This is a genomic window from Burkholderia sp. BCC1208 (assembly GCF_902833095.1).
Lineage (GTDB): Bacteria > Pseudomonadota > Gammaproteobacteria > Burkholderiales > Burkholderiaceae > Burkholderia.
Genome location: NZ_CADFDY010000001.1, coordinates 815,581 through 834,509 on the forward strand (window position 1 = coordinate 815,581; position 18,929 = coordinate 834,509).

16 protein-coding genes are annotated in these 18,929 nt (G+C 68.1%); 8 read left to right on the forward strand and 8 right to left on the reverse strand.

Annotated elements, in window-relative coordinates:
- Positions 1-216: 216 nt before the first annotated feature.
- Entirely contained in the window at positions 217-2,361 is a 2,145-nt protein-coding gene (locus HWX09_RS03625; protein ID WP_027783967.1) for a phospholipase C, phosphocholine-specific, read from the forward strand.
- Positions 2,362-2,731: 370 nt separating this feature from the next.
- Entirely contained in the window at positions 2,732-3,880 is a 1,149-nt protein-coding gene (locus HWX09_RS03630; protein ID WP_027783966.1) for a branched-chain amino acid ABC transporter substrate-binding protein, read from the forward strand.
- A gap of 136 nt (positions 3,881-4,016) precedes the next feature.
- Here HWX09_RS03630 and HWX09_RS03635 read toward each other — a convergent pair whose 3' ends face one another.
- Positions 4,017-4,766, reverse strand: a complete 750-nt coding sequence (locus HWX09_RS03635; RefSeq protein ID WP_027783965.1) for a FadR/GntR family transcriptional regulator — start codon at positions 4,764-4,766, stop codon at positions 4,017-4,019.
- A gap of 358 nt (positions 4,767-5,124) precedes the next feature.
- Between HWX09_RS03635 and gudD the strand changes: the two genes are divergently transcribed.
- Positions 5,125-6,477, forward strand: a complete 1,353-nt coding sequence (gene gudD, locus HWX09_RS03640) for a glucarate dehydratase (protein WP_027783964.1) — start codon at positions 5,125-5,127, stop codon at positions 6,475-6,477.
- 282 nt (positions 6,478-6,759) lie between these two features.
- On the opposite strand, the gene HWX09_RS03645 is transcribed toward gudD, so the two are convergent.
- The 3 genes from HWX09_RS03645 to HWX09_RS03655 form a co-directional block, all read right to left on the reverse strand.
- Positions 6,760-7,224, reverse strand: coding sequence for a DUF2214 family protein (locus HWX09_RS03645; protein ID WP_027783963.1), 465 nt, complete (start codon positions 7,222-7,224; stop codon positions 6,760-6,762).
- A 37-nt stretch (positions 7,225-7,261) separates the two neighbouring features.
- Complete coding sequence (locus HWX09_RS03650) at positions 7,262-8,062, reverse strand: hypothetical protein (RefSeq protein WP_027783962.1); 801 nt, start codon at positions 8,060-8,062, stop codon at positions 7,262-7,264.
- A 236-nt stretch (positions 8,063-8,298) separates the two neighbouring features.
- Complete coding sequence (locus HWX09_RS03655; RefSeq protein WP_027783961.1) at positions 8,299-9,363, reverse strand: glycosyltransferase family 4 protein; 1,065 nt, start codon at positions 9,361-9,363, stop codon at positions 8,299-8,301.
- 565 nt (positions 9,364-9,928) lie between these two features.
- On the opposite strand from HWX09_RS03655, the gene HWX09_RS03660 reads away from it, so the two are divergent.
- Positions 9,929-11,761 (forward strand): ABC transporter ATP-binding protein, encoded by a 1,833-nt coding sequence (locus HWX09_RS03660; RefSeq protein WP_027783960.1) that lies wholly within the window; start codon positions 9,929-9,931, stop codon positions 11,759-11,761.
- 84 nt (positions 11,762-11,845) lie between these two features.
- On the opposite strand, the gene otsA is transcribed toward HWX09_RS03660, so the two are convergent.
- Together otsA and otsB are read right to left on the reverse strand one after the other, a co-directional pair.
- The gene (gene otsA / locus HWX09_RS03665) at positions 11,846-13,231 is read right to left on the reverse strand and encodes an alpha,alpha-trehalose-phosphate synthase (UDP-forming) (RefSeq protein ID WP_027783959.1); all 1,386 of its coding nucleotides are present in this window, start codon (positions 13,229-13,231) and stop codon (positions 11,846-11,848) included.
- Positions 13,228-13,980 (reverse strand): trehalose-phosphatase, encoded by a 753-nt coding sequence (otsB, locus tag HWX09_RS03670; protein WP_027783958.1) that lies wholly within the window; start codon positions 13,978-13,980, stop codon positions 13,228-13,230. The genes otsA and otsB overlap by 4 nt, the downstream gene beginning before the upstream one ends.
- Before the next feature lie 316 nt (positions 13,981-14,296).
- Between otsB and HWX09_RS03675 the strand changes: the two genes are divergently transcribed.
- Genes HWX09_RS03675 through HWX09_RS03685 form a run of 3 tightly spaced genes read left to right on the forward strand, consistent with a single transcriptional unit; the run spans position 14,297 to position 16,267 of the window.
- Positions 14,297-14,932 (forward strand): SCO family protein, encoded by a 636-nt coding sequence (locus HWX09_RS03675; protein WP_027783957.1) that lies wholly within the window; start codon positions 14,297-14,299, stop codon positions 14,930-14,932.
- 8 nt (positions 14,933-14,940) lie between these two features.
- On the forward strand, positions 14,941-15,387 hold the full coding sequence (locus HWX09_RS03680; protein WP_027783956.1) for a copper chaperone PCu(A)C: 447 nt from the start codon (positions 14,941-14,943) through the stop codon (positions 15,385-15,387).
- Between the two features lie 10 nt (positions 15,388-15,397).
- On the forward strand, positions 15,398-16,267 hold the full coding sequence (locus HWX09_RS03685; protein WP_027783955.1) for a cytochrome c oxidase assembly protein: 870 nt from the start codon (positions 15,398-15,400) through the stop codon (positions 16,265-16,267).
- 22 nt (positions 16,268-16,289) lie between these two features.
- On the opposite strand, the gene HWX09_RS03690 is transcribed toward HWX09_RS03685, so the two are convergent.
- Entirely contained in the window at positions 16,290-16,781 is a 492-nt protein-coding gene (locus tag HWX09_RS03690; RefSeq protein WP_027783954.1) for a GNAT family N-acetyltransferase, read from the reverse strand.
- Positions 16,782-16,940: 159 nt separating this feature from the next.
- Complete coding sequence (locus HWX09_RS03695) at positions 16,941-17,807, reverse strand: pirin family protein (RefSeq protein WP_027783953.1); 867 nt, start codon at positions 17,805-17,807, stop codon at positions 16,941-16,943.
- Between the two features lie 111 nt (positions 17,808-17,918).
- Here HWX09_RS03695 and HWX09_RS03700 point away from each other — a divergent pair, with 111 nt between their 5' ends.
- On the forward strand, positions 17,919-18,836 hold the full coding sequence (locus tag HWX09_RS03700; protein ID WP_027783952.1) for a LysR family transcriptional regulator: 918 nt from the start codon (positions 17,919-17,921) through the stop codon (positions 18,834-18,836).
- Positions 18,837-18,929: the final 93 nt, after the last annotated feature.

Below are 18,929 nucleotides of genomic sequence, written 5' to 3' on the forward strand. Positions count from 1 at the left end.
CGGCCCGCCGCCGCTTCCTCGCAGTTCGTGCGGCGACGCACCGCCGGCCGCGATCCGATCCACGCGTGCAAACGTTTCCGGACTTCACATGAATGACACCGATTCCTCGCTATGCTCGCGGCGGCACGAACCGGCGCAGCCGCATCCTGCGACCCGGCGCGCGCCGTTCCCGCAGGTCCCGCCAATCGGCTCCCCCTTTAACGCACGATAACGACCATGACCCGATCGAACCGTCGTGACTTCCTGCGCGTCGCCGCCGGCACTGCCGGCGCCGCCGCGCTGAACCTGTTTCCGCCCGTGATCCGCGATGCACTCGCGATTCCCGCGAACCGCCGCACCGGCACGATCCGCGACATCGAACACATCGTGATCCTGATGCAGGAGAACCGTTCGTTCGACCACTACTTCGGCACGATGCGCGGTGTCCGTGGCTTCGGTGACCCGCGCCCGCTGCGTCTCGCGAACGGCAAGTCGGTGTTTCACCAGCCGGTCGGCCCGGCCGAACTGCTGCCGTTCCACCCGGGCGCCGACAAGCTCGGCCTGCAGTTCCTGCAGGATCTGCCGCACGGCTGGCAGGACATGCACGCCGCCTGGAACAAGGGCCGCTACGACCAGTGGGTGCCGAACAAGGGCACCACGACGATGGCGTACCTGAAGCGCGACGACATCCCGTTCCACTACCAGCTCGCCGACGCGTTCACGATCTGCGACGCCTACCACTGCGCGATCCCCAGCTCGACCGATCCGAACCGCTATTACATGTGGACGGGCTACGTCGGCAACGACGGCACGGGCGGCGGCCCGGTGCTCGGCAACGACGAAAAGGGCTACGGCTGGACCACCTATCCGGAAGTGCTCGAACAGGCCGGCGTGTCGTGGAAGATCTACCAGGACGTCGGCACGGGGCTCGACGCAAACGGCTCGTGGGGCTGGACGCAAAACCCGTACATCGGCAACTACGGCGACAACTCGCTGCTCTACTTCAACCAGTACCGCACCGCGCTGCCCGGCACGCCGCTGTATGACAAGGCGCGTACCGGCACCAACATCAGCGCCGGCGGCACGCTGTTCGACGTGCTGCAGCAGGACGTGAAGAACGGCACGCTGCCGCAGGTGTCGTGGATCTGCGCGCCGGAAGCGTATTCCGAGCATCCGAACTGGCCCGCCAACTACGGCGCGTGGTACATCGAGCAGGTGCTGAAGGCGCTCGTGTCGAATCCCGACGTGTGGAGCAAGACCGCGCTCTTCATCACGTATGACGAAAACGACGGCTTCTTCGACCACGTGCCGCCGCCGTTCGCGCCGCAGTCGCGCGACAACGGCCTGTCGACGGTCGCGACGACCAACGAGGCATTCCCCGGCGACGCATCGCACATGGCCGGCCCGTACGGCCTGGGGCCGCGCGTGCCGATGCTCGTCGTGTCGCCGTGGACCAAGGGCGGCTGGGTCTGCTCGCAGACTTTCGATCACACGTCGCTGCTGCAATTCATCGAGGCGCGGTTCGGCGCGCAGTATCCGGTCACGGCCGCCAACGTGTCGCCGTGGCGTCGCACGGTGTGCGGCGACCTGACGTCGGCATTCGAGTTCGCGACCGCGGACGCCGCATGGCCGACGCTGCCCGACACGAGCGGCTACGCGCCGCCCGACCGCGTGCGCCATCCCGACTACATCCCGGTCCCGCCGGCGCTGCAGAAGCTGCCGAAACAGGAGGCCGGGCTGCGTCCGGCGCGTGCGCTGCCGTACGAGTTGTTCGTGCACGGCCGCGTCGAAGCCGCGAACGGCCAGTTCCGGCTGACCTTCGCGAACACGGGCCGGGCAGGCGCGGCGTTCCAGGTCCAGTCGCGCAATCGCGTCGACGGCCCGTGGGCATACACGGTCGAAGCCGGCAAACGCGTCGCCGACACGTGGAGCGCCGCCGCGTCGCTCGGCCTGTACGACCTCGACGTGTACGGCCCGAACGGCTTCTACTGCCATTTCCGCGGCCCGTTCGCGACCGGCGTCGGCAGCGCGAACGTCAACCCCGAGGTGATCTACGGCTACGACGTCGCGAACGGCAACATCACGCTGCGCCTGATGAACCGCGGCCACAAGGCCGTGCGGCTCAAGGTCACGAACGCGTACGGCCACGGTCACGCGCGCACGTTCGACCTCGCGCCGGGCGCGCACGTCGACGATTACTGGGACCTGCGCGGCAGCCACGGCTGGTACGACCTGACCGTCAGCGACGGCCGGCTGCTGGGCTTCCTGCGCCGCTTCGCGGGCCACGTCGAAACGGGCCGCCCGAGCACCAGTGACCCGCTGATCCGCACGACCGCATCGCACGACGACGCGGAAGCCGCATCGGACGCCCTGTCCGACTGACGCCGACCCGACGCGGCGCGGCCCCGGTGGGCCGCGCCGCTGCGTTTGCCCCGCTCCGCCCCCCTTCCTCCCCCGCCTGTTCCGTTCGCGACGGGAAACTCCCGATACCGGCCGCCCGCGCACGCGCGGAAGCTATGCGCAAATCCGCATCGAATGCGCGGCAAATTTCCAAGACCCGTGCATATCGGCGACCTATATATCGAGGCAATCGGGGCTCTTCGCGGAGCCTGACGGGAGATGTTCCGAGGATCACGATGCCGACCTCCCCGCCCGATTCGGAGAAGCGGTCGAACCGCCCGCCCGTCGCACGCGCCCGGCCCGCCCGAACGCGTGCGGTACCCACTCGCAGGTGTCGAACAAGAGGAACAACATGAAATTCCGTCATTCCCTGCTGTCGGTGTCGATTGCATCCGCGCTTGCCCTCCTCTCGCAACAGGCCGCCCAGGCTGCCGACGCAACCGACGTGAAGGTCGGCTTCGCCGCGCCGCTCACGGGCGTGAACGCCGGCTACGGCAAGGATCTGCAAAACGGCGTACAGCTCGCGCTCGACGACGCGGTCGCGCAGAAGGTGCAGATCGCCGGCAAGCCTGCCCACTTCAATCTCGTCGTGCAGGACGACCAGGCCGACCCGCGCATCGGCGTGCAGGCCGCGCAGGCGCTGGTCGACCAGAACGTGTCGGTCGTGGTCGGTCACTTCAACTCGGGGACGACGATCCCGGCGTCGGTGGTCTACGACAAGGCCGGCGTTCCGGTGATCGACCCGGCCGCGACCAACCCGACGCTCACGTCGCGCGGGCTCGCGAACATGTTCATGGTGATCGCGACCGACGGCCAGAATGCCGGCAACGCGGGCAAGTACGCGGTCGACGTGACGAAGGCGAAGCGCATCGCGATCATCGACGACCGCACCGCGTTCGGCCAGGGCGAGGCCGACGAATTCGAGAAGGCCGTGAAAGCCGCCGGCGGCAACCTCATCGGGCGCGAGTTCACCAGCAACCAGGCGGTCGATTTCCGCGCGCAGATCACGAGCCTGAAGGGCAAGAACCCCGACCTGATCTTCTTCGGCGGCCTCGATTCGCTCGCCGCGAACTTCATCAAGCAGATGCGGCAGCTCGGGCTGAACGCGCAGTTCGTCGGCGGCGGCGGCGTGAAGGACAACGAGTTCATCAAGATCGCGGGGCCGGCCGCCGAAGGCGCGATGGCGTGGGAATACGGCCGGCCGCTCGACGAGTTGCCGCAGGGGAAGGATTTCGAGGCGCGCTTCAAGAAGCGCTTCGGCGTCGACGTGCTGTCGTATGCGCAATTCGGCTACGACGCCGCATGGGCGGCGATCAAGGCGATGCAGGCGGCCGGTTCGACCGACCCGAAGGCCTATCGCCCGGCGCTCAAGAAAATCGACTTCGAAGGCGTGACCGGCCGTATCTCGTTCGCGAACGACGGCTCGCTGAAGAGTGGGATGTCGACGCTGTACCAGGTGAAGAACGGTGCGTGGAAAACGATCGTGACGAAGGGAGGCTGATCGACGAGGCAGGCGGCCGGCGGCGTCAACGCCGTCTGGCCGCGGAGATCGAGATGGTCATACCGATCTTGTATGACGACTGATGTTGAAGCGATGCGGCCGGGCTCGCAGCCGCGCGAGCCCCACGACGCAACGGTCAGCCGGCTTCGGCCTCGGCTGCCTCGTGCGCGCGGCGCAGCCGCTCGCGGCTGTTCGTGAGGTGCGTGCGCATCGCGGCGCGGGCGGCTTCCGGGTCGTGGCGCGCGATCGCCTCGTAGATGTCCTCGTGCTCGTGGTTCAGCCGGCCGACGTAGCGCTCGAGGTCGTCGCCGGCAAAGCGCGCCGAATTCACCCGCGTGCGCGGGATGATCGAGGTGCCGAGCTGCGTCATGATGTCGACGAAATAGCGGTTGCCGGTGGATTGGGCGATCTGCAGGTGGAACTGGAAGTCGAGCTGCGCGGTGTCGCGGCCGCCGCCCGCGCCCGTCGCGATCGCGTCGAGCGCGCGCCGCAGCGCGGCGAGGTCGGTATCGTTCGCACGCTGCGCGGCGAGGCTCGCGCACTCGCTTTCGAGGCTGATGCGCAGCTCCAGCACCGCGAGCACGTCTCGCAGCGTCGTGATCGTCGCGGGATCGATGCCGAGCGTCTGGCGGCGCGACGGCTCCAGTACGAAGCTGCCGATGCCGTGGCGCGTCTCGACGAGGCCGCTCGCCTGCATCCGCGAGATCGCTTCGCGCACGACCGTGCGGCTCACGCCCTGCGCCGCCATGACTTCGGTTTCGGTCGGCAGCTTGTCGCCGGGACGCAGCGTGCCGTTTTCGATCTGCACGGTCAGCGCGTCGACGACATCTTGTGCGAGGCTGCGTGCGCGACGGCGCGGCGCTGCGGGAAGCGTAGGCACGGACATGTGGCCGGTTCCTTTTTGAATGATCGTAATGTGAGCCGAGGGTTTACGCGGGGTTTGAGCGAAAGCCGATGATTCATTATACTGCGTCACAAGTCATCCGACGACTGATGATCGGCGCACGGATCTCCTGTCGACTCAGGTCGGCTGTTCAGCACCGCCCGGTCCCGTGCGTGACGATCGACCTGCGTTCGCGTTCTGCGCTCCGCCGGCCGGTTGTCGCTCCCACCCCTCTTTCGGGTTGCGTCGACATGCGGGGCTTGCGCGCCGCGCACGTCGGTTGTCGAATGATCGCACCTCCCGCCGCGCGCGGCAAAGCTTTTGCCGCACGGCATCGCCCACTCTTTCGCCATCGCCGCCCATGAACGCCGTCACTGCCTCGCCTTCCCACGACACGCCGCGCATCGTCGACCTGCAAGCGATTCCGGTCGCCGGCCACGACAGCATGCTGCTCAACCTGAGCGGCGCGCACGGCCCGTTCTTCACTCGCAACCTCCTGATCCTGAAGGACAGCGCGGGCCGCACGGGCGTCGGCGAAGTGCCCGGCGGCGAAAGCATCCGCCGCACGCTCGACGACGCGCGCGCGCTCGTCGTCGGCCAGCCGGTTGGCAACTATCACGCGGTGCTCAACGATGTGCGGCGCACCTTCGCCGACCGCGACGCGAGCGGCCGCGGGCTGCAGACCTTCGACCTGCGCACGACGATCCACGCGGTCACCGCCCTCGAAGCCGCGCTGCTCGACCTGCTCGGCCAGCATCTGGGCGTACCGGTCGCCGCGCTGCTCGGCGAAGGCCAGCAGCGCGAGCGCGTCGAGATGCTCGGCTACCTGTTCTACGTCGGCGATCGCACGAAGACGGCGCTCCCCTATCGCGACGGCCGCGGCGCGACCGACGACTGGACGCGCGTGCGCGACGAAGCCGCGCTGACGCCCGAAGCCATCGTGCGGCTCGCCGAAGCCGCGCATGCGCGCTACGGCTTCAACGACTTCAAGCTGAAAGGCGGCGTATTCGACGGCGCAAGCGAGATCGAAGCCGTGACGGCGCTCGCGGAGCGCTTCCCCGACGCGCGCGTGACGCTCGATCCGAACGGCGCATGGTCGCTCGACGAGGCCGTGCGGCTGTGCCGCGACCAGCATCACGTGCTCGCGTATGCGGAAGATCCGTGCGGCGCGGAGAACGGATACTCGGGCCGCGAGGTGATGGCCGAATTCCGCCGCGCGACGGGGCTGCCGACGGCGACCAACATGATCGCGACCGACTGGCGGCAGATGGGCCATGCGGTGCAGTTGCACGCCGTCGACATCCCGCTCGCCGATCCGCACTTCTGGACGATGCAGGGGTCGGTGCGGGTCGCGCAGATGTGCCGCGACTGGGGCCTCACGTGGGGTTCGCATTCGAACAACCACTTCGACGTGTCGCTCGCGATGTTCACGCACGTCGCAGCCGCGGCGCCGGGCCAGGTCACCGCGATCGATACGCACTGGATCTGGCAGGACGGCGAACGGCTGACGCGCGAGCCGCTGAAGATCGAGAACGGGCTGGTGGAAGTGCCGAAGCGGCCGGGGCTCGGCATCGACATCGACATGGATGCGGTCGCGCTCGCACACGAGCTGTACAAGCAGCACGGCCTCGGCGCCCGCGACGACGCGGCGGCGATGCAGTATCTGATCCCGGGCTGGACGTTCAACAACAAGCGCCCCTGCCTCGTACGCTGAGCACAGCGCGAGCCGGGCGGCGAAACCGCCCGATCGGATGGGAATCGGCAGGCATGATGCGGTGCGTGGTCGGTCCGGCTGGCGCCGGGCTTGAAACGCCTCGCGGGTGGAACGGGATCCGGATGGTTGTCGCCATGCCGGACCTGAGTGGCCGCACTTGGCTGGGCAGCCCTAGTTGGGCGCCCTAGCCGGGCGCCCCTAGCCGGGCGCCCCTAGCCGGGCGCCCCTAGCCGGGCGCCCCTAGCCGGGCGCCCCTAGCCGGGCGCCCCTAACCGGGCGTCCCTAACCGGGCGTCCCTATCCCCCGCGCCATCCCCGACGCGGCGAACACGATGACGATCACCAGCAGCGCCTGCCAGTGGCCGATCCGCACATAGGTGCGCGCACGGCCGATATCGGGCATCTGCTGCCGCCGCGCGGCAACACGCCAGCGGATCAGCCCCAGCATCGGCGCGATCTCGAGCAGCAGGATCAGCACGAGCGCAGTCATCTTCAGGTGAAAGAGCGGTTCGTGCAGGTAGTACGCGGTCCCTTTCTCGAAACCGCCGAACGCGCGCGCAAGGCCCGTCGCGATCAGCACGAGCGCGGACAGTCCCCAGACCGCATCGGCCTTGAACACGCCGGGCAAATCTGCCGCCTGCGCCGATGCGACGAGCCGGCGCAACGCGCGGTTACGCCCCGCGATCGCGGCAAACGCGACGCCGAACGCACTCAGGTGAATGGCAGCCAGCAACCAACGGACGATCATCGCGCCTCCTTGTCGCCCGCAACCGCTGCGGGCCCTATCAGACGATCTGCTTGAGCGCCGCGTCGAGCGCGAGCACCGCGACCCGATCGCCTTCGGTCGCGAGCGGCGTGCGCATCACGATCTGCCGGTTATGGCCGACAGCCGCCGGCGAATCCCACAGCAGTTCCACCTTCGGTCGATTGAACAGGCTGCCGCGGCGCGGCGGCACGACCGCCGGCTGCGCGCCTTGCTCGCCCGCGGCGGGCGCCACGCGGCCGGGCCAGCGCACCGACAGTTCGCGCGCGTCGTACTGGCCCACCTTGCGGCTTTCCATCCAGACGATCGCGGTGCGCGTCAGCACGTCGAGCGAAATCGCATACCGGCCGACCGCGAAGCGGCGCGCGGCCACGTTGGTCCGCCACAGCGGCCGCGGCCGGCAGATCCATACGATCGCCGCGTACAGCGCCGGCGCGGCGACGAGCCAGCCGTTGGTCGCCGTCACCGCATGCAGCGCACGGCGCCAGCCGGCCGCCCACGTGAACGCGCCGATCGACCACACGGCGAACAGGAGACCGATCAGCGCGAACACGCGCAGCGCCTGGCGCAGCCACTGCGGCAGCGGATGGAACGGCCGCTCGGCCCGTGCGGCGGCGCCCGGCAGCGCGAGCAGCAGGAAGATCAGGATGAGATAGATGAATGCCCACGGCGACGACACCATCGCCGACAGCGACGAGCGATAACCCATCTGGGACATCGAGAACAGCCAGCGCGCGAGCAGCACGAGACCGATCGCGCGCAACGCGAAGATCACGCCGGCGCCGGGGGCCGGCGCTGCGCGCGTGGTTTTCGTTCTCGCCAAGACTGCTCTCCTCTGGATATTCGTACTGGGCCGGATTTCACGGCACGGCCATTATAGGGACATTACCGTCTGGACAGATGGCCGGATGGCGTGCCGGGCCGCTTCGGAGGCCGTTCGCAGCGCCGGGCGCGGCGAGAATACAACAGATCCGCGCCGCAGATGTGACAACGCCCCGCCGGAAAACCCGGACGGGGCGTCGTGACGGCCGCGCGCCGCCATGCGGCGGCGGCCCGCGATCAGCTTGCGTTGACTTCGCGGAGCACCGTGCGGCGCTTCTGGCGCAGCAGTTCCTCGTAGCCCTTCACGTAGTTCTGCGCCATCACCTTCGACGAGAAACGGGCTTCGAACGCGGCGCGAACCTTCTCGCGCGGCAGCGTATCGAGGCGCTTGAGCGCGGCGACGGCCGACAGCTCGTCTTCGACGACGAAGCCCGACACGCCGTTGTCGATCACTTCCGGCACCGAGCCGCGCTTGAACGCGATCACCGGCGTGCCGCAGGCCATCGCCTCGATCATCACCAGGCCGAAAGGCTCCGGCCAGTCGATCGGGAACAGCAGCGCGTGCGCGTTGCCGAGGAATTCGGCCTTTTCGGACTCGCTGATTTCGCCGATGTACTCGACGTGCGGCAGCGCGAACAGCGGCTTGATCTTCTCTTCGTAGTACGCGCGGTCGGCCTTGTCGAGCTTCGCGGCGATCTTGATCGGCAGGCCGGCCTGCTCGGCGATGCGGATCGCCGTGTCGACGCGCTTCTCCGGCGAGATGCGGCCGAGGAACGCGAGGTAGCTCGGCTTCACGTTCGGGATCGGCGTCAGCAGGTTTTCCGGCAGGCCGTGGTAGACGGTCGACAGCCAGTTCGCCTGCGGCAGCGGGATGCGCTGGTTGTCGGAGATCGACACGACCGGCACGTCGCTGAATGCATTGAAGATCGGCTGCAGTTCCGGCAGGTCGAGACGGCCGTGCATCGTCGTCAGATGCGGGACCGGCTGGCGCGAGAACAGCGAGAACGGGTAGTAATCGATGTGGCAGTGCAGGACGTCGAACTCTTCCGCGCGACGGCGCACCTGCTCGAGGAGCAGCATGTGCGGGGCCATCACGTCGCGGATCGTTGGGTCGAGGCGCAGCGCCTGCGGCCAGCACGCTTCGAGCTTCGCGGAAGTTTGCGAATCGCCGCTCGCGAAGAGCGTGACGTCATGCCCCATCTCGACAAGTGCTTCGGTGAGGTAGGACACCACCCGCTCGGTGCCGCCGTACAGTTTCGGGGGCACCGCTTCGTGCAACGGAGCGATTTGGGCGATTCGCATGCGTAACTCCTAAAAAATCGGCAAAAAACCAGGTATGGGTCGGCAACCTGCCGGCGGTCCGGGCTGGATGCATGTCGTCCGAACATCGGACGAATCAGCCTGCCGGGAGCGTCGAAACCCGCGCTGCTCAAGGAGCGTCGGCGACGCGACAGGCATAGAACGTTTGAAACGAAGACCCGTTGACAGGGGTTCGTAAAAAAACCTGGAATCGAACCCGGAGCCGATTATCTAGGGTTAATCCCGATACGGCGCGCGACATTTCAAACACTTTACTTTGTTACAAAGGCGCAACACTTTGCAACCCGCGGACTCGGGCGTCCGTTCTAGAGTGGAAGGCCCTTTTGGCGATCCTTGTCACCCGCAGCTGCCGGCAGCGTGATTCCGGTACACGAGGCAGGACGGGATGCCGGATTTTATCTCAAAATCGATCGCGAGCCTCTGGCCAAGGCAAGATTCGCGCAGCGCGACGCAGGCCTTGTTTACAATGCCGGATTATTCAGTCCGGGCGAACGCCGGCCTGCGATCCAGCCGCCACGCTCAATCACCGAATCACCGCACGGATATTTTGGACTCTCTCACCCCCGCCCAGCGCAACGCCCATAACGCGAAGCTGTCGAGCTACGCGCATCGGCCGATCGCGTTCCTGTTCCGCTACATCCGCCTCCACCCCGCCGCGCACCTGATCGTGCTCTGTAGCGTGCTGGCCGCCGTCGGCTGCGCGCTCGGCTCGCAATATGCGATCAAGCACCTGATCGACGTGCTGGCAACCGGACGCCATCACCCGGGCCCGCTGTGGAGCGCATTCGCGCTGCTCGTCGGGCTGATCGCGGCCGACAACCTGCTGTGGCGCGTCGGCGGCTGGGTCGCCGCGCACACGTTCGTCGCGGTTACCGGCGATCTGCGGCGCGACCTGTTCCAGTACCTGATCGGCCATTCGCCGACGTATTACTCGGAGAAGCAGCCGGGCACGCTCGCCAGCCGCATCACGGCCACGTCGAACGCGGTCTACACGTCGGAGAACACGATGGCGTGGAACGTGCTGCCGCCGTGCATCGCGGTGATGGGCGCGATCCTGATGATCATCGTCGTCAATCCGCTGATGGCGGCCGGCCTGCTCGGCTGCTCGGCCGTGCTGTCCGTGATCCTGTTCAAGCTCGCCGGCCGCGGCTCGGCGCGCCACCACGCGTTCGCGGCGAAGGCCGCGGCGGTCGACGGCGAGCTCGTCGACGTGATCGGCAACATGGGCCTCGTGCGCGCGTTCGGGATGACCCTGCGCGAACAGAAGCGCTTCGGCGCGACGGTCAAGGCCGAGATGGACGCACGTCAGCAGAGCCTGTTCTATCTCGAGAAGCTGCGGCTGCTGCATGCGGTGATCACCGCGATGCTGTCCGCCGGCCTGCTCGGATGGGCGCTGTGGCTGTGGGACCAGGGCCGCGCGACGTCGGGCGACATCGTGCTCGTCAGCTCGCTCGGTTTCACGATCCTGCACGGCACGCGCGATCTCGCGGTCGCGCTCGTCGACGTCACCCAGCACGTCGCACGCCTGTCCGAAGCAGTGAAGACGCTGCTCGAACCGCACGGAATGCCGGACAGCTCGGACGCGCAGCCGCTGTCGGCCACGGGCGGCCGCGTCGACTTCGAGCGCGTGACGTTCGCGTACCCGCACCGCCGCGCGATCCTCGACCACTTCGACCTTCATATCGAGCCGGGCCAGCGCGTCGGTCTGATCGGCAAGTCGGGCGCCGGCAAGTCGACCGTGCTCGCGCTGCTGCAGCGCTTCTACGACACGCAGGACGGCGTCGTGAAGGTCGACGGCCAGGACGTGAAGGGAATCACGCAGGACAGCCTGCGCCACGCGATCGCGCTGGTGCCGCAGGACATCTCGCTGCTGCACCGGACGATCTACGACAACATCGCGTACGGCCGCCCCGACGCGACCCGCGACGAAGTGCTCGCCGCCGCGCGCGACGCACGCTGCGCGGAGTTCATCGAGGCGATGCCGGAAGGCTATGACACGATCGTCGGCGACCGCGGCGTCAAGCTGTCGGGCGGCCAGCGCCAGCGCATCGCGATCGCGCGCGCGATCCTGAAGGATGCGCCGATCCTGCTGCTCGACGAAGCGACGTCGGCGCTCGACAGCGCGTCCGAGGAAGCGATCCAGAGCGCGCTCGACCGCCTGATGGTCGGCCGCACGGTGATCGCGATCGCGCACCGCCTGTCGACGCTGCGCAACTTCGACCGCATCATCGTGATGAACAACGGCAAGGTGATCGACGACGGCCCGCCCGACGTGCTGCGCAGCCGCCCGGGCCTGTATCGCGACCTGCTCGCGAAGCAGCACGGCCGCCATCATGCGCCCACCGACGGCAACACGCAGACCGGCGAACGCGTGGCCTGACGCGCCGGCATCGAGCCGACAAAAAAAGCCGCCGTGCTTCACGCACGGCGGCTTTTTCAATTGCAGCGGCGGCAATGGAGCGGATCAGACCTGCTGCAGATCGCGCAGGAAATTGTCCCGCCACACCGACACGTTGTTCTCGCGAAGCTGCGCGATCATGTCCGCGTAGCGCGCACGCCGCTCGGCGAGCGGCATCGTCAGCGCCTGCGACAGCGCATCGGCCATGCCGTCGATATCGATCGGATTGACGATCAGCGCACCCGTGAGCTCACGCGCGGCGCCCGCGAAGCGCGACAGCACCAGCACGCCCGGATCGTCCGGATTCTGCGCGGACACGTACTCCTTCGCGACGAGGTTCATCCCGTCGCGCAGCGGCGTCACGAAGCCCACGCGCGCGAGCCGGTACAGCGCGGCCAGCACCTGGCGGTCGTACTGACGGTGAATGTAGAGGATCGGCGCCCAGTCGAGCTCCGCGTAGCGCCCGTTGATACGCCCCGACTCCGCTTCCAGCTGCAGGCGGATGTCCTGGTATGCGCGCAGGTCCGCACGCGTCGACGGCGCGATCTGCAGGAACGACACGCGGTTGCGGATCGACGCCTGGTGCTCGAGCAGCTTCTCGAACGCACGGAATCGTTCGACGAGCCCCTTCGAATAATCGAGCCGGTCGACGCTCATGATCAGTTGCCGCCCGCGCAGCGACGTCGCGAGCGTACGCACCGCCTTGCCGTGCTCGCCCGCCTGCGCGAGCGACGCGATCTCGTCCGGATACACGCCGATCGGATAGGCGGCCGCGCGCAGCGTCTGGCCGAACGCGCGCACGCGCACCGTGGGTCCGTCGTGCTCGATCTCGCCGCCCCCCTCGAACTCGACGTAGTCGCAGAACGCGCGCAGATCGGGCTCGGTCTGGAAGCCGAGCAGATCGAACGCGCACAGCGACTCGACGAGCTCGCGGTGCGGCGGCACGTTGACGAGCACCTGCGCGGCCGGAAACGGGATGTGCAGGAAGAAGCCGATGCGGTTCTTCACGCCGGCGTCGCGCAGCGCGCGCGCGAACGGAATCAGGTGATAGTCGTGCACCCAGATCACGTCGTCGTCCTGCAGCAGCGGCACGAGCTGCTGCGCGAGCCAGACGTTGACGCGGCGATAGCCGTCGAATTCGTGGCGATCGTACTGGATCAGGTCCGCGCGGTAATGGAACGCGGGCCACAGCGTCGCATTCGAGAACCCGCGGTAATACTGGTCGTAATCGCGGCGCGACAGCCCGACGGTCGCGAACGTCACGGGCCCGCGCTCCTCGATGCGGATCTGCGGCTGCGGTGCGCCGGACGCGACCACTTCGCCGCTCCAGCCGAACCACATGCCACCGGTTTCCTTCAGCGCGTCATAGACGCCGATCGCGAGGCCGCCCGCCGCCGGTTCGCCTTCCGAAATCGGTGCGACGCGGTTTGAAACGATGATGAGCCGGCTCATGCGTGAGGCTGCCCCGCGCCGAGCCAGCATGCGATCCGCTCATGCAGTGCGTCGACCGAATCGAGCCGCATGCGCGCGGACGTCTCGCCCGCACCGACCTTGATCGACAGGCCGCCGCGCGCGTTGACCACCGCGAAGCCCTTCTCGTCGGTCAGGTCGTCGCCCGCGAACAGCGGCACGCGGCCCGCAAAGGGCGGCTCGTCGAGGAATGCGGCCAGCGCGCGGCCCTTGTCGACGCCCTTCGGCTTGATTTCGAACACCATCTTGCCGGGTTGCAGCACGTACGCATCCGCATAGTCGGCGACGAGGCGCTCGGCCGCTTCACGCGCCACCGCCTCGCGCTCGGGCGCATTGCGAAAGTGCAGCGCGACGGCCGCACCCTTGATCTCGAGCAGCATGCCCGGATGGCGGTCGACCACGCCCGCGAGCTCGCGCTCGATGCGCAGCAGGCGTTCGTCGTTGAAGCCGATGCGCTGCGTGTCGCCGTTCGCATCGCGGCGCTCCGCGCCGTGCAGGCCGGCGATCGGCATGCCGGGCATCTTCAGGAACGTGTCGAGGTTGTCGATGCCGCGCCCGGACACGATCGCGACCGCGCCGTGCGAACGGCGCGACAACTCGTCGAGCAGCGTCAGCAGCGACGGCGGAACGTGAATGCCGTCGGGCGTCGGCGCCAGCTCGACGAGCGTGCCGTCGAAGTCGAAGAAGAACGCGGTATCGGTCAGGGACAGGGAAGCCGGAACGGATTGCATCGATTCGATAATTTGAGGGGTGGCCGGCAAATGCCGGCCGCCGCTGCGCGAATGGAGTTGTGCGCATCTTACCGCGCCTGCGCCCCCGGATGGGCGAAACCGGGGCAGCGCGGACATCGCGCCGCCCGCCGCGTCAACTGCGACATATTGCCCCGCTCGTCCGTCCCGTACCGGTTTCGAAAGGACGCAGGCGCGCGAATTGCGCTACAGTCGCAACCGCTTGCCGCGCGACGCCGCCATACGGGCAATTTCGGACATTCCCGTAGAATGTTTTTTAATTTGGGGTTGCGCGTTCCATATGGAAACAGTCTCTAAGATGCCGTCTGCCCGTCCCACGCCGCACCGGCGCCTCTCCCGCCTCATCCGCACGGCCGCGGCCCTCGCCGCCGCCGTGGCGCTCGCCGCGTGCACGCACGACGAGCCGCGCTGGAACCTGACCAACGTCACCGGCCACCTGCCCGACCTGTCGTTCAAGCTGACGGGCGGCGACGGCCATCCCGTCGATGCCGATGCGTTTCGCGGCCGCGTCGCGCTCGTCTACTTCGGCTACACGCACTGCCCCGATGTCTGCCCCGAAACCCTGGCGCGGCTGATGGAAGTGCTGGCGAAGCTCGGTCCGCGGGCGGACGACGTGCGCATCCTGTTCGTATCGGTCGATCCCGCGCGCGACACGCCGCAGGCGATGCAGTCCTATGTCGCCGCCTTCGACGCCGCGCATGCGCGCGGCCTGACCGGCACCGACGGCCAGATCGAATCGCTCGCGAAGCGCTATCGCGTCGCTTACCAGATGGAAAAACGCGATCCGTCCGGCGGCTACGAGGTGACGCACAGCTCGGCCGTCTACATCTTCGACGCGACCGGCCGCGCGCGCCTGCTCGCGACCGATCGCGATTCGCCCGACGCCATCGCCGCCGATGTGCGCCGGATCATCGACACTGCCTCCACGACCTGAATTCCGCCATGAACACGAAAACGCCCCTCAAGACGTTCGCCCTCGTCGCCGCGCTGTGCGCCGGCGCCCACGCCTATGCCGCCGGGGCGATCAGCGCGCAGAACGCCTGGGTCCGCTGGCTGCCGAACAAGCTGCCCGCGGGCGGCTACGTGACGCTCGTGAACACCGGCGACAAGCCGATCGACCTCGTCGACGTCGACAGCCCCGACTACGGGATGGCGATGCTGCACCAGACGGTATCGAACGGCTCGACGCAGAAGATGGAGATGGTCGACAAGCTGACGATCCCCGCGCGCGGCAAGGTCGACATCGCGCCGGGCGGCTATCACTTCATGCTCGAGGAGCCGAAGCACGCGATCAAGCCGGGCGACACCGTGCACCTGCGCCTGAAGTTCTCCGACGGCGAAACGGTCGATGCGCCGTTCGCCGTGAAATCGCCGGCCCAGGCGAAGTGATGCACGCGCGATGAATCTCCTGTACTGGCTCGATCCGTGGGAACCGTCGCCGACCGTGGTCATCGCGGTGCTGGCGGCCGCCGTGCTGTTCGCGCGCGGCGCGAAGAAGGCGAAGGTGTCGCCGCTGCGGCAGTTCTCGTTCTGGTTCGGGCTGACGGCGCTCTACGTCGCGCTGCATACGCGGCTCGACTACTTCTTCGAGCACGAATTCTTCATGCACCGCGCGCAGCACCTCGTGCTGCATCACCTCGGGCCGTTCTTCATCGCGTTGTCCTATCCGGGCGCGGCGATCCGCGCGGGCATTCCGTTCCGCTGGCGGCAGCGCTTCGTGCGCCCCGCGCTCGCATGGGCGCCCGTGCGCGCGACGCTCGACGTGGTGTTCCATCCGGTCGTCGCGGTCGTGCTGTTCGTCGGGCTGATCTATTTCTGGCTGCTGTCGCCGATTCACTTCGTCGCGATGCTCGACTGGCGTCTCTATCGCGTGATGAACTGGAGCATGGTGATCGACGGGCTGCTGTTCTGGTGGCTCGTCGTCGATCCGCGTCCCGCGCCGCCCGCGCGGCTGTCGCCGGGCCGCCGGATCCTGATCGTCGTCGCGGCGATCCCGCCGCAGATCGCGCTCGGCGCGCTGATCTTCTTCACGCCGCACGAGCTGTATCCGATCTACTCGATCTGCGGCCGCGCGTTCACGTGGCTGAGCCCGCTGCGCGACCAGCAGATCGGTGGCCTGCTGCTGTGGATTCCCGGCTCGATGATGAGCGTGATCGGCGCACTGATCGCGCTGCGGCACTGGCTGCGGCTGTCCGCGCGCGGGCGCCTGATCGGCGAACGGGTCGCGCAGCGCGCGGACGAACCGCCCGTCGCACGCGGCGCGCACTGACGGCCGCGCAGCGCGGCGCGCGTCACGCGCGCGCGCTGCTCATCCAGACGTGCGGGATGCCGTCCTCGTCGTGCACGTCCGAACTCGGCGTGAAGCCGAATGCCCCGTAGAAACGCTGCAAGTGAGCCTGTGCATGCAGGCTCACCGGCGTATCCGGCCACTGCGCGCGGATATGCTCGAGCGCGCGCGACAGCAGCCCGTTGCCGAGCCCCGCGCCGCGAAACGCGGCGGTCGTCAGCACGCGACCGATGCGCACGTCGGTGTGCTGGGCGTCCGGCAGCAGCACGCGCAGATAGCCGGCCACGCGGCCGACCGGATCGAAGGCCGCCAAGTGCCACGCGGCCTGGTCCGCATCGTCGATGTCGCGATACACGCAGTTCTGTTCGACGACGAATACGGCGCTGCGCGCTTCGAGGATCGAATAGATTTCGCGCGCCGTCAGCGCGTCGAAGGATTTCCAGCGCCAGTCGAGATCGGCGGTGCTCGGGGATGCGGCGGGGGCGGATGCGTTCATGTGCGGTCCTGATTCGGGCGCGCCGACTAGCGCGCGGCAACCGTCGATTATGCCTCGAAGCGCGCATCGCGCGCGACCGCCTGCCCACGCGCGAAAAAAAGGCCCCGCATCGCGCGGGGCCTGCTCGTCATGCCGTCATGCCGTCATGCCGTCATGCAGTCATGCCGGCATCTGGCCGAAGCGGCCGCTGTTGAAGTCGTCGATCGCGGTACGAATCTCCGCTTGCGAGTTCATCACGAACGGACCGTAGCCGACGACCGGCTCGTCGATCGGCTCGCCGCTCAGGATCAGCAGCTTCGCGTCGCCGTTCGCTTCGATCTCGACGTCGCGGCCATCGCGGCCCAGTTGCACGAACTGCGCTTCGCGTGCCACCGTCTCGCCGTTCACCTGCACGGTGCCGCTCAGTACGACCACCGCGAGCGTACGCCCGTCGGCGACCGGGAACCGCGCATGGCCGCCCGCCACGAGCCGCACGTCCCACACGTCGATCGGCGTGTGCGTGCGGGCCGGGCCGCGCCGCCCGTCGAGTTCACCGGCGATGATCCGCGCCCGCCCCGCGCCGTCCGGCAGCTCGACCACCGGGATATCCGCGTTCAGCAGCGTCTGGTAGCCGGGCGCGCCCATCTTGTCCGCGGCGGGCAGGTTCACCCACAGCTGCACCATCTCGAGCGGGCCGCCCTGCTTCGTGAACGCCTCCGAATGGAATTCCTCGTGCAGAATCCCGCTCGCGGCCGTCATCCACTGCACGTCGCCCGGGCCGATCGTGCCGCCCGCGCCGGTCGAGTCGCGGTGCGCGACTTCGCCGTCATAGACGATCGTCACCGTTTCGAACCCGCGGTGCGGATGCTGGCCGACACCGCGCGGCGCGGTCGTCGGTTCGAACGTCGCCGGGCCCGCGTAGTCGAGCAGCAGGAACGGGCTCAGATGCGTGCCATGAGACTGGTAGCTGAACATCGAACGCACCGGGAAACCGTCGCCGACCCAATGACCGCGCGGCGCACTGTACACACCCTGGATCTTCTTCATGGCCCTTCTCCATATTGCGGCGAAACCCGTGTTTCGCATCCTTGAATGACAATATAGAGATGGAACGATCGATCCGGTAGACTGCCGAAATCGCACTCAGCGTTCCATTTCATGAACGATAAAGCGCGGGATCTGAACGATCTCTACTACTTCGTGCAGGTCGTCGAACACGGCGGCTTCGCGCCGGCCGGGCGCGCGCTGGACATGCCGAAATCGAAGCTGAGCCGCCGCATCGCGCTGCTCGAGGCGCGGCTCGGGATGCGGCTGATCCAGCGCTCGACGCGCCGCTTCACGGTCACCGACGTCGGCCAGACCTATTACGCGCATTGCCGCGCGATGCTCGTCGAGGCCGACGCCGCCGACGAGGCGATCGCGCTGCTGCACGAGGAGCCGCGCGGCATCGTGCGTGTCAGTTGCCCGATCGTGCTGCTCGATTCGCTGGTCGGCACGATGATCGCCGCGTTCATGGCCGCGTGCCCGCGCGTCGAGATCCACCTGGAAGCCACGAACCGGCGCGTCGACGTGGTCGGCGAAGGGATCGACGTCGCGATCCGCGTGCGCCCGCCGCCGCTCGAGGACAGCGATCTCGCGCTGCGCGTGCTCGCCGAGCGCGGCCAGTGCCTCGTCGCGAGTCCCACGCTGCTGCGCGAGCACGGTGTACCGGCCGTTCCCGCCGATCTCGCGCGCCTGCCGAGCCTCGATCACGGCGTGCCGCAGTCCACGCACGTGTGGCGGCTGCGCGGGCCCGACGGCGCGCACGCGGAAATCCATCACCAGCCGCGCTTCGTGACGGGCGGCATGCTCGCGCTGCGCGCGGCGGCCGTCGCAAGCGTCGGCGTCGTGCAATTGCCGACGATGATGGTGCGCGATGAGGTTTCGCGCGGTGAACTGGTCACGGTGCTGCCCGACTGGGCGCCCCGCCGCGAAATCGTGCATGCGGTGTTCGCGTCGCGTCGCGGCCTGCTGCCCGCGGTACGGGCGCTGCTCGACTTTCTGGCCGAGCGGTTCGCCGAACTCGAACCCGACTGAGCGCGCCGCATCGCGCACGACCACGCGCTGCAGACCGCGCGCGCGTGCCGTAGACTGCGGTACGCGCAGTGCGCATTTTTCAACCCCTATCGC

Bases quoted from the DNA above. Each gene is read 5' to 3' on its own strand.
- HWX09_RS03655 (WP_027783961.1), bottom strand. From the start codon at position 9,363: ATGCGAATCGCCCAAATCGCTCCGTTGCACGAAGCGGTGCCCCCGAAA.
- HWX09_RS03695 (WP_027783953.1), bottom strand. From the start codon at position 17,807: ATGAAGAAGATCCAGGGTGTGTACAGTGCGCCGCGCGGTCATTGGGTC.
- HWX09_RS03625 (WP_027783967.1), top strand. From the start codon at position 217: ATGACCCGATCGAACCGTCGTGACTTCCTGCGCGTCGCCGCCGGCACT.
- HWX09_RS03675 (WP_027783957.1), top strand. From the start codon at position 14,297: ATGCCGTCTGCCCGTCCCACGCCGCACCGGCGCCTCTCCCGCCTCATC.
- HWX09_RS03690 (WP_027783954.1), bottom strand. From the start codon at position 16,781: ATGAACGCATCCGCCCCCGCCGCATCCCCGAGCACCGCCGATCTCGAC.
- otsB (WP_027783958.1), bottom strand. From the start codon at position 13,980: ATGCAATCCGTTCCGGCTTCCCTGTCCCTGACCGATACCGCGTTCTTC.
- gudD (WP_027783964.1), top strand. From the start codon at position 5,125: ATGAACGCCGTCACTGCCTCGCCTTCCCACGACACGCCGCGCATCGTC.
- HWX09_RS03685 (WP_027783955.1), top strand. From the start codon at position 15,398: ATGAATCTCCTGTACTGGCTCGATCCGTGGGAACCGTCGCCGACCGTG.
- HWX09_RS03680 (WP_027783956.1), top strand. From the start codon at position 14,941: ATGAACACGAAAACGCCCCTCAAGACGTTCGCCCTCGTCGCCGCGCTG.
- otsA (WP_027783959.1), bottom strand. From the start codon at position 13,231: ATGAGCCGGCTCATCATCGTTTCAAACCGCGTCGCACCGATTTCGGAA.
- HWX09_RS03630 (WP_027783966.1), top strand. From the start codon at position 2,732: ATGAAATTCCGTCATTCCCTGCTGTCGGTGTCGATTGCATCCGCGCTT.
- HWX09_RS03635 (WP_027783965.1), bottom strand. From the start codon at position 4,766: ATGTCCGTGCCTACGCTTCCCGCAGCGCCGCGCCGTCGCGCACGCAGC.
- HWX09_RS03645 (WP_027783963.1), bottom strand. From the start codon at position 7,224: ATGATCGTCCGTTGGTTGCTGGCTGCCATTCACCTGAGTGCGTTCGGC.
- HWX09_RS03700 (WP_027783952.1), top strand. From the start codon at position 17,919: ATGAACGATAAAGCGCGGGATCTGAACGATCTCTACTACTTCGTGCAG.